The organism is Bacillus cereus group sp. MYBKT111-2, assembly GCF_051915205.1.
Lineage (GTDB): Bacteria > Bacillota > Bacilli > Bacillales > Bacillaceae_G > Bacillus_A > Bacillus_A paranthracis.
The window spans coordinates 431,347-443,669 of record NZ_JBQAEG010000004.1 but is presented as its reverse complement, the minus strand read 5'-3'; the positions used below and the strand labels follow the sequence as shown (position 1 = coordinate 443,669).

Here is a 12,323-nt window from a genome sequence, read left to right as displayed (position 1 = left end):
AGATGTTATTGTAGAAGTATGACTTTGTAACATAAAAAATATATGTTAAAGGAGGCTGTTTACATGTTTGAGAAAGAGAAAGAAGGGCTTATTGAAGTTCACAACGTATATGAAATTGCACCAGCAGATGGAACAATTATAGGTATGGCAACGGAAGAAGAAATGGAAATTGCTGCTGAGCTAGAGCTGCAGTACTATGCCCATTCTCGTTTGTTAGAAACAAATATTCAGTTAGACGGTTCCTCCTACAAAGAGTTACTTCAGGAGTTCCAGGAGTACGAAAGAAAATCAATGAGCTTTTGGCGAGCAATACATAAGCGTTTAGCTGTGCCATGGGCATGGGTATTACGTATTGACGTTGCGAATGGTCCTATATATGTAAGTAATGGGAATGCGTATTACGAAGAAATCGATGATGAAGAAGATTATGAATAGATAAGTAAGGAAGCAGCTTTAGTTGCTTCCTTTTTTTATTTTTAGGGAGTGAACAGCTTCAATGATAATATCTGGTCGGTCATTTTCTATTCCGTGACCAGCATGTTCAGCAAGTATATATTGGCTGTTTATTGAGAGTTGTAATTGTTCATGAATCAGTTCTTGCCACATTGCTTCAAGTTGTGTCGCTTCCTCTTTTTGCATGCCGCCCTCAGTCAACTGAGTAATAGAATATTGAGGGTCTCTACCGATAACGATTAAAGGTACTTCTAATGTTTTATAGAGTTCTTTTATTGAGCGAGCACAATTTTTCCACTCCGATAGTTCAGAAGCTGTGGCTTTATATAATGAAGGAGAGGTAGAAAATTCAATTTGCTGTCTTGATTGACCGGCTAGCATAGGTTTTAGTTCCTTAGAAAGCAGGTCTACACCCATTTTGGAATATGTATTATATTTTTGAAGCCACATATCATCAGAATCAGTCTGATCAGAAATTGGTAAATGAAGTTCATCTAATCTGTGTAAGTTCATAGAAGTAGAATCAACTAAAATAAGTGCTTGCAACTTATCTTCATGTAACATCGTAAAATGTTGTGCGCATAAGCCTCCGTAGGAATGACCAATTAGAATGATAGGCTCGTGAATAGCTAATTTCTGTAGTAACATATGTAATTCTTTTGTCACTTGCCTTATAGTACGCGAATCATTTCCTAGTTCACTTTTTCCGTAACCTGGGCGATGGTAGGAAACGACTGTAAAGTGCTGTGAAAGCTTGTTTATAATAGGAAGCCAATTATAAAATGAGCAACCCATTCCGGTTTGAATGACTACAGTTTGTGTATTACATCCTTTTATATATACTTCTATAGTTTGCCCCAATACTTCTACAAATTTATAAATAGTAAACCCTCCTAATTAAGCTTGAAATAATTTTTGACAAGCGAAAACAATACACCAGACACCTATACCGAATAGGACAGATGTACTAAGTGCAAATGAGTTTTTTAAACCGATATAAACGATAAATAATAGTAGTGCGGATGCAGGAAATCCATATAATACACCTAAAGCAAATTGACTTAATTCTTGTTTGTTCCCGCCTTCGAAAGAAATCCAAAATAGGCTCAGTAAACTTACGAGAGGAAGGGCAGCAATAAACCCGCCAATCGTACTATAATGTTTAGCTACTTCAGTAATAACACCGATAATAAGTGCCGAAACGATTACTTTAACGAGGAAATGCATACTTTGCCTCCTTCGCTAATAATGAAAAAGCTTTTTCAATTAATTGTTGTTCTTCTTTCGATAACTGCGATTCTAATACTTTTATCTTTTCTTTATCTAGTAAAGTATGCTTTTCTAATACTTCAATGCCTTCTTTCGTTAAAGTAAGGTTCACAACTCTTTCATCTTGTTTGTTTCTTTCTTTCATGATAAATCCTTTTTGAATAAGGCGCTTTACGTGTTCAGATGCTGTGTTATGAGAGAGAGTAAGCTCAGTAGCGACTTTTCCAATTGTTATATCTTTCTCACGAGAAATGATTTGTAAAATACGAATGGCTTGGTGAGAAAGATTGTCTTCATATTCATATCGTAAGTGATAATAAATGTTCTCCCAATGCTGATTGATGTCTTTCATAATAATAAATCCTCCTGTTTTTATATCGTATATTAAGATATATTCGTTGGTATAGAAATAAAATCCTTTTATTTGGATAAAAAATGTTGAAAAAGTTTATTTTTATTGAAATATAAGGTAATCTATGTGTAAAGGTATACATTTAGCAAGAGAGAGGATGATAGCTGTGAATACATTCAAATGGATGAGTCATGAACAGATGTATGTAGATGAAATACATGTTGAAAAATGTGGTCCTCTTTCAGTCGGCGTATATGGGGGAAATCAAGAGAGTGATGCATATGAACGAGGAGATGCGGTGCTTGCTTGGTGGGATCCTGAATTACAATTTGAATTTGTTATGATTTTTGATACACATCACAAAACAAAAAATATAGATTATATAGTAGAAGCAATTTCGGAAAGAAAAGAGAAACTAAAAGAGTTATTTTCCTACCCGATACATTTAGCTTTTCATCATACACATATGTATTTGTTAGCTTTATTTACAGATGAGCTGTTTATTGAAAAATGTGATCAAGATGATGAGGAACTCGCATGTTTAATATGTTTGCGAAAAGGCGAATTTTTATATTGGTTATCAGTTGGTAATTGTTTCGCATATTTATTCCATTCTGAGAAAACGAAGAATGGGAAAGGGCGATTAAATAAACGGAAGAATTACGAATATATCGGTAGGAAAAATATTTTTGCAGCAAATACACCTTGCTTTACGTCAGGTGTAAGAGGATTAGAAAAAGGAATGAATCACATTGTAATGGCAACGGACGGTATTTTAGAGTGTGATAAACGAAGGTTTGATGATGACCAATCTTTGATAGAAATATTACACGACGGAAGTTGCTTACAGATTGAGCCAGTATTAACAAATGTACTGCAGTGGAAAGGTAGAGATTGTGCTACAATTATTGGATGGTCCATTGACACTGAAAATAAACAATGTGCTAATTAATATAAAAGGAGTTCAAGGTTTTTATCCTTGAACTCCTTTTTGTTAAGCAATATGGATGTGATACGTTTTTAACCATTCATTTACTTGTAGCATGTATTCCATAGCGCTTCTTGCTTCGAAATTGTTAATTTCTTTATTACTCTGATTGGCAATAGCAAGTAATGTGGAATGATTAATAAGTGAGAAAATAGGATTGTTTTTATTACTGCACATGTCGAGTGATAAATGACGAATTGTTTGTAAATAATGTGGGTCTTGTGAAGTTGGATACGCACTTTTTCTTCTATTGCGTACATCGTCAGGTAAAGCAGGTTTCAGTGCTCTACGTAAAATGCCTTTTTCAATATTATCAATGCTTTTTATGTTGAAAGGAACGTTCCATAAATATTCAACTAATCTATAATCGCAAAACGGTACACGAACTTCAAATCCTACAGCCATACTCATACGGTCTTTACGGTCAAGTAAGAACGGAAGAAATCTCGTTAAAAATAAATAAAACATTTGACGTTGTTTCGCGGATTTTTTACTTTCACCTTCAAGAGTAGGTACTTCAAGTATCGCTTCTTGGAATCGTGTATCAATATAGTTTTCTAGATTACATTGGTTACTTACTTCATGTAGTAGAAGAGGAGATGTATTTTTCCAATTTGTTAGCCAAGGAAATTTATCTACATATAGTAATTCTTCTTGATGAAACCAAGGATATCCACCGAATACTTCATCAGCAGATTCGCCGGATAAAGCTACGGTCGCATCTTTTTTCATTTCGCAAAATAGTAAATATAGTGAAGTTTCCATTTCGCCAGCACTCGGTAAATCTTTTGCATGGAGGGGAACGAATAAGTGATTTGCTAATTCTTCAGCATTCACAATAATATCATGATGAGATGTCCCTACATGTTCAGAAACGCGTTTTACCCAAGGAGCGTCTAAACCAGTGCGAGCAAAGGTCAGCTCGAAATCTTTTGCACTATTTACAAAGTCAACGGAATACGTATGAAGTGTTTTATTTTCAGCAGCAAATTCTTTCCCCGCTAGTGCAGTAATACCGCTAGAATCTAATCCTCCTGATAACATGCAAACGAGAGGGACATCGGCAATTAATTGTCTTTTTACTGTATCTTGTAAAATAGATAAAATATGCGATGATGTATCTTCTATAGAATCTGTATGGACCTTACTTTCTAAATTCCAATACTTCGTAACTACTTTTTTATCACGTGTAAACGTTATAGAATGTCCAGCACGCACTTCTTGAATATGTTTAAAGACGCCACATCCTGGAGTTCGAAATAACCCTAATCCAAATATTTCATTTATGCCATCCGTATCAATTTCAGCAGGGACAGATGGATGAGCTAATAATGCTTTAATTTCAGATCCGAAAATAATACTGTCATTTCTTTCTGTATAAAAGAGTGGTTTTACGCCTAAATGATCACGTGCTAAAAACAGTTGTTGCTTCTGATCATCCCATAAGGCGAAAGCGAAAATGCCGTTTAAATGTTGTACGCAGTCTTCTTTCCATTCTAAATAAGCATGTAGTAACACTTCTGTATCTGAATGCGTTTCAAATGTATGACCACATTTCCTAAGTTGTTCTCTCAGCTCACGGAAATTATAAATTTCTCCATTATAAGTAAGAGCATACGTATAATCACCAGCACGAAATGTCTTCGGCTGCGTCCCGCCTTCTGGATCAATTACAATTAAACGCCGGTGTGCAAAGGCCGCGCGAGGTGAAAACCAAAACCCTTCAGCATCCGGACCACGATGCTGAATACGATTTGCCATCTTTTTTAAAATAACATGTTGATTTGAAAGGTCTTCTTTCCAATTTACCCAACCTGTAATTCCACACATACACATCTCATCTCCTAATTTTAAATAGTAGGTTAACGAAATAAAATGTACACTAAGTTAAAGAATGGCTATATAAATAGTGTACTACATGAATCAAATTACAGACTTGAGAAAATTTTCTTTGGATGCATAGTTATGTGAGACAATGGCTAAGGGAAAGTATTCCATTACATACAAAAAATAATTAAAAGATGAGAGAAAATATTTTTTTAGACGTTATATAGGGTGTAAAAGCTTTTACAAAAAAATAAGGGGAATCGCTACATGAAATCAAATGAGAAAAATTATATAAAAAGATTACAGCGACAAAAAGAAGATGCGCTAGAATTTGTTGTCGATACATACTTACCGCTCATAAAAGGAATAACCCACAAAGTTCTTCTTCCGGTTCAAAATGATGGACTCATAGAGGAATGTGTAAACGATATATTTCTTTCCATATGGAATAACGCAAATAAATTTCATGGAGAACCAAATGATTTTAAAAAATGGATTGCAGCGATTGCGAAGTTTAAAGCAATTGATTATTACCGGAAGGCAACTAAAAAAGTAGAAATTATTTCGGATGAGTTTCATATCAGTACAGAAAAGTCAGCGGAAGATGAATTAATTGTTATGGAAGATAGAGAAGAATTATTGAAACTTATTAATCAATTAGAACCGCTAGATCAAAAAGTATTCATTATGAAATATCTACTCGGTATGAAGACGGAGGAAATAGGTGACAAGTTAGGATTAACCCGGGCAGCAATTGATAATCGAGTGTACCGTGGGAAAAAGAAACTACAACAAAATGCTACGAATATTAGTTTTGGAGGTAGTGTAATATGAAAGACATTTATGAACTATTAAATGATATTGATATAGATGAAAAAGAACTTGAGGAAATTGAGGCTTCTGAAATTGAAAAAGAAAAAGTGAAGCGTAATGTAAAACAATCGATGCGTACGAAGAAAAAGATGAAAAGTTGGAAAAAAGGCGTTGCTGCTGCATCTATTTTAGTCGGCGTATCGGTTGCCATGCTTGGCATCGGATTTCCGACATACGCTGGAGGATTACCAATAGTAGGTGACATATTCCGATTTTTAGATAATGGTAGAACAGGGTTATATGAAAATTATAAAGAGTTTTCGACTGAGCTGAATATGACGCGAGAGAGTAATGGGGTTAAGGTTACAATTAATGATGCTGTATTCGATGGTAGAACAATTACAATCACATACTCTATTGAGAGTGATAAAGATTTAGGTGAGAAGCCAAATATATTTGGATATCCGCAGGTGATGGGGTTTAATGGAGGGGGAGGAAGCTCTCAAGTAACAAAAGTTGGAGAGAAAAAGTACGTAGGTATGACTACAATGAGTGGTAATAGTAGTAAAAGGTTAGATGTTGCAAATGTTTGGTGGAATATGGAAGAGATTAAGTTGGATTATAAAGGTAATTCAATTAAGGGGAATTGGAACTTCGCACTTAGTTTAAAAGCAATGGAGGGTAAAGAAGTAAAGGTTAATGGGGTTTCTGAAAATGAATTAATAAAAGTAAATATAGACAAAATGGAAGTAACTCCGATGTCATTTATCGTTTTTTTCAATCAGGAAGAATCTAAGGCATTACGAAGTATATGGGATAGCGCTGATGTGGAATTAGAAATAAAAGATGATTTAGGAAATAAATATGCAGGTGAAGGAAATGGTGGAACTAGTACAGTAGCAGAACCGCATAAAAGTAGTTGGAGTTCTACATTCCAAAAGCTAAACGAAAATGCAACAAAGCTTATTGTTACACCTCATGTGCACTTGCGGGTTCATACACCTGAAAATCATGGTGGAGTGGAGTATGTGAATGGGAAAGAGAAGAAAATAGAAGTACCGAAAAAAGAAGCGAAGAGCAAAGATATTGTTTTAGATGATATCGTTATTGATTTAAAGAAATAAAAGAGAGACCGCCTAAAACATTAGGCAGTCTTTTTTTCGTTAAGGAGTAGTAACAAGTAATGCATGCGGATGCTGCGTTTTATACTCATCTTTCCACGGAATGTTTAGTTGTTCCCACGATTCGCCGCTATCATTGGATTGAAACACGCCGTTGTTATTTAAAGTGTAAAATGTATGTGGTTCTGCTTCGTTTGTCGCAAACATCGAAATGACTGTACCGATTGCAGATGGTAGTCCTTGCTGTACTTGCTGGAACGGAGTGTCTTTCGTTTTACGATAAATATAAGATTCATAAGGAATACGGTGATGAGCGAGATCTGCACTCGGTGCGGCAGAAACGAGAATTGTATTACAATCAGCTGGATCGATAGCCATGCTATATAAGTAATGATGCTCAAGTCCGTCACTACATGAAATCCAGCTGTTTCCACTGTTATAACTTTCAAGGTATGCACGATCAGGTCCGCCCATAAATCCGTCACCACATGATGCATAAAGACGATTTGGGGCTTCAGGGTGCATAAGTAATTGATGAGCATCGATAGGAGCACCGAATTTTTTATCAATCCATGTATGGCCTTTATCGTTACTTTGAATAACAGCACCAGCTTCAATTGAAACGTGGATTGTATTTGGATTGTTTGGATCAACTGTAATCCAGCGTACGTGATGAGTAAAAGGTCTAGGCGGGAAAGCCCACGTATAAGAAGATAATAATGATTTCATATTTTTCAGTTCCGTCCATGTTTCACCACCATTTTCTGAACGGAATAAAGCACTCGGTTCTGTGCCGACATAAACGACGCCATATCCGTTAACTTGTTCATTCGGGCTTATCGTAATGGAAGTGATCGAAGAATGTAAAATACCATCTTCTTTTGGAAAATCAAAGTAACGATAAGAATCTCCAATTGGTCTCCATGAATCTCCGCTATCGTCACTTAACCAGAGACCTCGTCCAAAAGTGCCGCAATATACACGATTTTTTTGAAATGGATCAACAGCGATACAGGTAGGTTGCATATTTTGTAAGTGATACGCCGCTTCATAGTTACCATATCGTTCTTTCACTACAACAAGTTCACGTTCCATACAGAGAAATAAACGTTTCATTTTCGTAACCTCCTTAAAAATTCTTTCATTAGTAAACAATATGAAGCTGAAAAAGAAGTAGTCTTATTTTTTGTTGAGAAAAAGGACTTGTTTGAAATGTAGCGAAGTGTTTATACAGAGGAAGCGGGATAAAGATGGGGAGTTTGTTTCATACTAATGTACAGATATTATCCTTAAAGGAGCATTAGTATGGGACATTCACATAATCATGGTAATTCTAATAATAAAAAAGCGTTATTACTTGCATTTTTACTAACAACAAGTTTTATGATCGCTGAAGTTATTGGGGGATTTGTAACAAATAGCTTAGCACTACTATCTGACGCGGGGCATATGCTAAGTGATGCAGTATCTTTAGCTTTAAGTTTACTTGCGTTTAAACTCGGAGAAAAAACAGCAACAACTGCGAAAACATATGGATATAAGCGAGTCGAGATGTTAGCGGCATTATGTAACGGTGTCGTCCTTATTGTCATTTCAATATACATTTTTATTGAAGCAATTCGCCGTTTTAAAGAGCCAGTTGAGATTGCTAGTAATGGGATGCTTATTATTGCTGTACTTGGTCTGCTTATTAATATTTTATCAGCTGGGATATTAATGAGAGGCGGAGATGTGAAGGGTAATTTAAATTTAAGAAGTGCTTTCTTACACGTATTAGGCGATTTATTAGGATCAGTTGGAGCGATTATTGCTGCGTTACTTATTAAATTTTTCGGATGGACTGCTGCAGATGCGATTGCTAGTATTCTTGTGTCTATTTTAGTCATTATTAGTGGATGGCGTGTAACACGTGATACGGTCCATATATTAATGGAAGGTGCACCGCAGAACATAAATGTTGAAGAGGTAAAAAGTACATTGTTAAATATTACGATTGTAAAAGAAGTTCATGATTTGCACATATGGTCTGTCACATCGGATTTTCAAGTATTAACTTGCCACTTGATTATTAAAGGAAATGAAACACAAAGTGTATTAAAAGAGGCTACGGAAGTATTAAAAGAGAAGTTTCATGTAGAACATGTCACCATTCAAGTAGAAATAGATGGTGAATTTCATCATAGTGAGACAACTTGCAAAGTATGAAAGAAAAAGGATAAGAAAAAGTGTCATAACATTTTTCGCGCGGCATACATATATATAATGTGGCCACAAATACTTTGTAAGGTAAATATTTCATGAAATTACTTTACTTATAAAGAGTCATCTTTTATAATCAAAAGTGGTAATTGATAAAGATTATCATTTTCAATAATCGTAGAAAGGAGTTTTTTTAAAAGATGAGTAGTCAACTCCGTTTTGCTGTTGAAAATCGTAAGAGGCATTTAATTGATGAGTTAATTGGAGCAGGTGTGTTTAAAATTCGCGATCGACAATTATACGAGCTGTCTTTAGAGGAATTGGAAAAAGAATACGAAGATATGGAAGATTATGCAAATATTCAGGCGTAACTATATATATTAGTAAAAAGAGAGCTGGTTACGATTTTATGTAGCCAGCTCTCTTTCTATTTCGTAGAAATTATTTTTTGTATTTCTTTCATTGGACGGAGCCAGTTTTGAGTCATCATTTGTTCCATTTGTTTTTCATCCTGCTTCTGCAGTGCTTGAATGATAGCGTGATGTTCATCAATAGATTGACTTGCTGGAACAAAGTTTTGGAAAAATAAATATTCAAGGCGTAAGACGTGAAGTTGCATATTTTCTAGAAAGGGTTCAATATATTGATTTTTAGCAATAGAAGAAATTGCATTGTGAAATTGTATATCTAATTCTAAAGCTTGTTTTGCGTTTTTTTTCTCTATAGAGTACTGAAAGTCATCATTTATTTCAGAAAGTAGCTTCAGATCAGCGTCTGTAATGTTTTGAAGTGCTTGCTTACCTATAATAGAGTGAAGACCAGCCATCGTTTCATAAATAGTAGGTATGTCGTCTAACTGAATAGGAGCAATTTTTGTTTTTTGCCCAGGTACCATTTCCACTAATCCAGAAAGCTCTAATATTTGAAGTGCTTCTCTTACAGGTGTTCTACTTACTCCTAGTGCTTCAGCCAGTTCCCCATCATTAATTTTTTCATCGGGCTTCAGTACACCTTCAATAATCCAATCTTGTAGTTGATTTAAAACGAGTGATTTTGCTGAAACTCTTCCTAGTTTTTTATTATTTTGAGGGATAGGCATAGTGAATTCAATCCTTTCATTGTATATTTTCCTTTTTCTCATGAACAAGCTTTAATTCGGGTTTCCCTTCATCCGGTTTTTGGCTTAAGATAAGCACCATTACAATGACACAAAAAGCCCCTAATAACTGAAAAGATTGAAACGGTACATGTAATATAAGTACAGAAGAAATAATAGCTGCGAGTGGTTCTGTACAACCGAATAATGTCGTTTCTTTCGGGGTTAAGTATCGTATGCTGTCTAAGTATAAATAAAAGGCAATAAGTGTTCCGAAAATGATGACAAATGTGATGAGCGGTAAGGTATTTAGTTTTACATATTTCATCGTTGACAATAAAATGAATTCTTTCGTAGTAATAAAGTGTACAATCGTTACACCCATACCCCCAATAATCATGCCCCATCCAACGATAACTGAGGAAGACCATCTATCTAGTAATTCTTTTGAATATAAACTATAAAAAGCAAGAGATAATCCAGATAAAATACCCCAAACGATAGCTGGTGTAGAAACAGCTAAGTTATGAACAGACCCGTTTGTTAGTAAGAGAAAAGTGCCTACTAATGAAAGGGCAATTGAAATAAAATCAATTTTTGATGGACGAACGTTCCATTTGAAAAGTAAGTATACAGTAATAAATATAGGAGCTAAATATTGCAATAATGTTGCAACGGCAGCATTTCCTTCTTTAATAGAAGCGAAGTACGTGTATTGTACAGCAAGCATACCGAATAGGCCAAACAATATCATTTTAGTAGCATCAGATCTTTGTTTCCATATGCTGAATATTTCTTTTTTTCTCGTTCCGAATGATGAAATAATGAGTAAGATAACGCCCGATATAAGCAATCGAATTGTAACTAACCATTCAGTAGAAATATTGTCATATTGAAAAAGTTGTTGTGCAGCTGTTCCGGACAAGCCCCATAAACAAGCACCGATGACAACCATAATGATTCCTTTTAAACGATTTGGATCCATCATGTATAGAGTCCTCCTTTCAGAAAATATCTTATATACAATATGCAATATATCACGAAATGAATAAAAAATAAACTGAAATTTCTGTGTTGTATGGTGGAGATTTGAATAGTTCCAGTTATATTTACGATACAAGCGAGCAGGTTAAATAAAGTGAGAGAAAATTATAAAATTAAATCATAATCAAGCGGATAAAAAAATAAAGATAAGAGTAATTTGGTTTGTTAAAAATATGTGTAGAAGGAGATACGCGATGAACTGGGTTACTCATAAACCAACATTTGAATTTGATAATTTTAGTCCATTTATTCGTGCGAATACTGCGTGGCTTGGGCATTTGGAGTTCGCATACGATTTAGTAAGATTTGAAAAACCAGAAATATTAGTTGAGCTAGGTACACATTTAGGCGCTTCTTTTTTCAGTTTTTGTCAAGGGGTAAAGGATGGGGGATTATCTACAAAATGTTATGCTGTAGATACTTGGACAGGAGACGGGCATACAGGTCCATATGGAGAAGGTGTTTTCCAAATTGTAGATAAAGTGGTGAAAATGAGCTATCCCAATATAGGTAATTTAATTAAATCTACTTTTGATGAGGCTGTTGATCAATTTCAAGATGGAACGATAAATTTGTTGCATATTGATGGCTATCATACGTATGAAGCAGTTTCTCATGATTATAAAACATGGTTACCGAAACTTGCGAATAACGGTATTGTGTTATTTCATGATATTGAGGTGAAAGATCGAAACTTCGGCGTGTATAAGTTTTGGGATGAAGTCACAGCAAAGCACCCTCATTTTCAGTTCCAGCATTCATATGGACTCGGCGTATTATTTCCGAAAGGTTATAGCGATAAGTTTGTGGAAATACTTAAAAATAAAGAAGAAATACAAAATATGTATAAATAAAAGTGGAGCATGCATCATTTGAATGATGCGTGCTTTTTTGTGTGGGGAATAATGATATTCCTTTAAACGGTGAGGATAATAGTAAAAAGTTTTATGTTGGCAAATATTAAAAAAGTTACTCTTTGATTGTTAAATATAAAAAATGTAACATTTTTTATATTTTCCATTGCGAAAAGTAGCATCTACTTTTACAATAGAAAAGGTGTCCAATATATTATACTGGAAAAATAAATCGAAATAATATGAAAATTTTGTTTTGTCTTCGCTAATTGTATATTACATACATGTAAGACGACACACGTCATGT

The 12,323-nt window shown here is 34.8% G+C and carries 14 protein-coding genes; 7 read left to right on the top strand and 7 right to left on the bottom strand.

Annotated features, from left to right (window positions below; genetic code table 11):
- Positions 1–63 precede the first annotated feature (63 nt).
- Complete coding sequence (locus ACTFNE_RS14490; RefSeq protein WP_000461770.1) at positions 64–435, top strand: hypothetical protein; 372 nt, start codon at positions 64–66, stop codon at positions 433–435.
- An 18-nt stretch (positions 436–453) separates the two neighbouring features.
- Here ACTFNE_RS14490 and ACTFNE_RS14485 read toward each other — a convergent pair whose 3' ends face one another.
- Genes ACTFNE_RS14485 through ACTFNE_RS14475 form a run of 3 tightly spaced genes read right to left on the bottom strand, consistent with a single transcriptional unit; the run spans position 454 to position 2,074 of the window.
- Positions 454–1,314, bottom strand: coding sequence for an alpha/beta hydrolase (locus tag ACTFNE_RS14485; protein ID WP_046197341.1), 861 nt, complete (start codon positions 1,312–1,314; stop codon positions 454–456).
- A 36-nt stretch (positions 1,315–1,350) separates the two neighbouring features.
- Positions 1,351–1,680: a DUF3147 family protein gene (locus ACTFNE_RS14480; RefSeq protein WP_000545636.1), complete on the bottom strand. Its 330-nt coding sequence runs from the start codon at positions 1,678–1,680 to the stop codon at positions 1,351–1,353.
- A complete protein-coding gene (locus ACTFNE_RS14475) occupies positions 1,664–2,074 on the bottom strand; it encodes a MarR family winged helix-turn-helix transcriptional regulator (RefSeq protein ID WP_270705553.1) in 411 nt (136 codons plus the stop codon). Before ACTFNE_RS14475 ends, ACTFNE_RS14480 begins: the two co-directional genes overlap by 17 nt.
- A gap of 124 nt (positions 2,075–2,198) precedes the next feature.
- On the opposite strand from ACTFNE_RS14475, the gene ACTFNE_RS14470 reads away from it, so the two are divergent.
- Positions 2,199–3,026, top strand: coding sequence for a protein phosphatase 2C domain-containing protein (locus tag ACTFNE_RS14470; protein WP_046197343.1), 828 nt, complete (start codon positions 2,199–2,201; stop codon positions 3,024–3,026).
- A gap of 42 nt (positions 3,027–3,068) precedes the next feature.
- On the opposite strand, the gene asnB is transcribed toward ACTFNE_RS14470, so the two are convergent.
- On the bottom strand, positions 3,069–4,892 hold the full coding sequence (gene asnB / locus ACTFNE_RS14465) for an asparagine synthase (glutamine-hydrolyzing) (RefSeq protein WP_270705552.1): 1,824 nt from the start codon (positions 4,890–4,892) through the stop codon (positions 3,069–3,071).
- A gap of 264 nt (positions 4,893–5,156) precedes the next feature.
- Here asnB and ACTFNE_RS14460 point away from each other — a divergent pair, with 264 nt between their 5' ends.
- Both ACTFNE_RS14460 and ACTFNE_RS14455 read left to right on the top strand, forming a co-directional pair.
- Positions 5,157–5,723, top strand: coding sequence for a sigma-70 family RNA polymerase sigma factor (locus ACTFNE_RS14460; protein WP_000840043.1), 567 nt, complete (start codon positions 5,157–5,159; stop codon positions 5,721–5,723).
- Positions 5,720–6,826 carry a DUF4179 domain-containing protein gene (locus tag ACTFNE_RS14455; protein WP_046197345.1) on the top strand — a complete coding sequence of 369 codons (1,107 nt, stop codon included), beginning with the start codon at positions 5,720–5,722 and terminating at the stop codon, positions 6,824–6,826. The genes ACTFNE_RS14460 and ACTFNE_RS14455 overlap by 4 nt, the downstream gene beginning before the upstream one ends.
- Positions 6,827–6,865: 39 nt before the next feature.
- On the opposite strand, the gene ACTFNE_RS14450 is transcribed toward ACTFNE_RS14455, so the two are convergent.
- Entirely contained in the window at positions 6,866–7,939 is a 1,074-nt protein-coding gene (locus ACTFNE_RS14450) for a WD40/YVTN/BNR-like repeat-containing protein (protein ID WP_046197346.1), read from the bottom strand.
- 189 nt (positions 7,940–8,128) lie between these two features.
- Here ACTFNE_RS14450 and ACTFNE_RS14445 point away from each other — a divergent pair, with 189 nt between their 5' ends.
- Complete coding sequence (locus ACTFNE_RS14445) at positions 8,129–9,028, top strand: cation diffusion facilitator family transporter (protein WP_000510072.1); 900 nt, start codon at positions 8,129–8,131, stop codon at positions 9,026–9,028.
- Between the two features lie 194 nt (positions 9,029–9,222).
- Positions 9,223–9,393 (top strand): Fur-regulated basic protein FbpA, encoded by a 171-nt coding sequence (fbpA, locus tag ACTFNE_RS14440; protein WP_000098302.1) that lies wholly within the window; start codon positions 9,223–9,225, stop codon positions 9,391–9,393.
- Between the two features lie 56 nt (positions 9,394–9,449).
- Here the strand turns inward: fbpA and ACTFNE_RS14435 are convergent, their stop codons facing one another.
- Complete coding sequence (locus ACTFNE_RS14435) at positions 9,450–10,121, bottom strand: GntR family transcriptional regulator (protein ID WP_002163700.1); 672 nt, start codon at positions 10,119–10,121, stop codon at positions 9,450–9,452.
- Between the two features lie 16 nt (positions 10,122–10,137).
- Complete coding sequence (locus ACTFNE_RS14430) at positions 10,138–11,103, bottom strand: DMT family transporter (RefSeq protein WP_033674222.1); 966 nt, start codon at positions 11,101–11,103, stop codon at positions 10,138–10,140.
- A 253-nt stretch (positions 11,104–11,356) separates the two neighbouring features.
- Here ACTFNE_RS14430 and ACTFNE_RS14425 point away from each other — a divergent pair, with 253 nt between their 5' ends.
- The gene (locus tag ACTFNE_RS14425; protein ID WP_046197347.1) at positions 11,357–12,016 is read left to right on the top strand and encodes a class I SAM-dependent methyltransferase; all 660 of its coding nucleotides are present in this window, start codon (positions 11,357–11,359) and stop codon (positions 12,014–12,016) included.
- Positions 12,017–12,323: the final 307 nt, after the last annotated feature.

Bases quoted from the DNA above. Each gene is read 5' to 3' on its own strand.
- ACTFNE_RS14475 (WP_270705553.1), bottom strand. From the start codon at position 2,074: ATGAAAGACATCAATCAGCATTGGGAGAACATTTATTATCACTTACGA.
- asnB (WP_270705552.1), bottom strand. From the start codon at position 4,892: ATGTGTGGAATTACAGGTTGGGTAAATTGGAAAGAAGACCTTTCAAAT.
- ACTFNE_RS14470 (WP_046197343.1), top strand. From the start codon at position 2,199: ATGTGTAAAGGTATACATTTAGCAAGAGAGAGGATGATAGCTGTGAAT.
- ACTFNE_RS14425 (WP_046197347.1), top strand. From the start codon at position 11,357: ATGAACTGGGTTACTCATAAACCAACATTTGAATTTGATAATTTTAGT.
- ACTFNE_RS14435 (WP_002163700.1), bottom strand. From the start codon at position 10,121: ATGCCTATCCCTCAAAATAATAAAAAACTAGGAAGAGTTTCAGCAAAA.
- ACTFNE_RS14460 (WP_000840043.1), top strand. From the start codon at position 5,157: ATGAAATCAAATGAGAAAAATTATATAAAAAGATTACAGCGACAAAAA.
- ACTFNE_RS14480 (WP_000545636.1), bottom strand. From the start codon at position 1,680: ATGCATTTCCTCGTTAAAGTAATCGTTTCGGCACTTATTATCGGTGTT.
- fbpA (WP_000098302.1), top strand. From the start codon at position 9,223: ATGAGTAGTCAACTCCGTTTTGCTGTTGAAAATCGTAAGAGGCATTTA.
- ACTFNE_RS14450 (WP_046197346.1), bottom strand. From the start codon at position 7,939: ATGAAACGTTTATTTCTCTGTATGGAACGTGAACTTGTTGTAGTGAAA.
- ACTFNE_RS14455 (WP_046197345.1), top strand. From the start codon at position 5,720: ATGAAAGACATTTATGAACTATTAAATGATATTGATATAGATGAAAAA.
- ACTFNE_RS14490 (WP_000461770.1), top strand. From the start codon at position 64: ATGTTTGAGAAAGAGAAAGAAGGGCTTATTGAAGTTCACAACGTATAT.
- ACTFNE_RS14430 (WP_033674222.1), bottom strand. From the start codon at position 11,103: ATGGATCCAAATCGTTTAAAAGGAATCATTATGGTTGTCATCGGTGCT.
- ACTFNE_RS14445 (WP_000510072.1), top strand. From the start codon at position 8,129: ATGGGACATTCACATAATCATGGTAATTCTAATAATAAAAAAGCGTTA.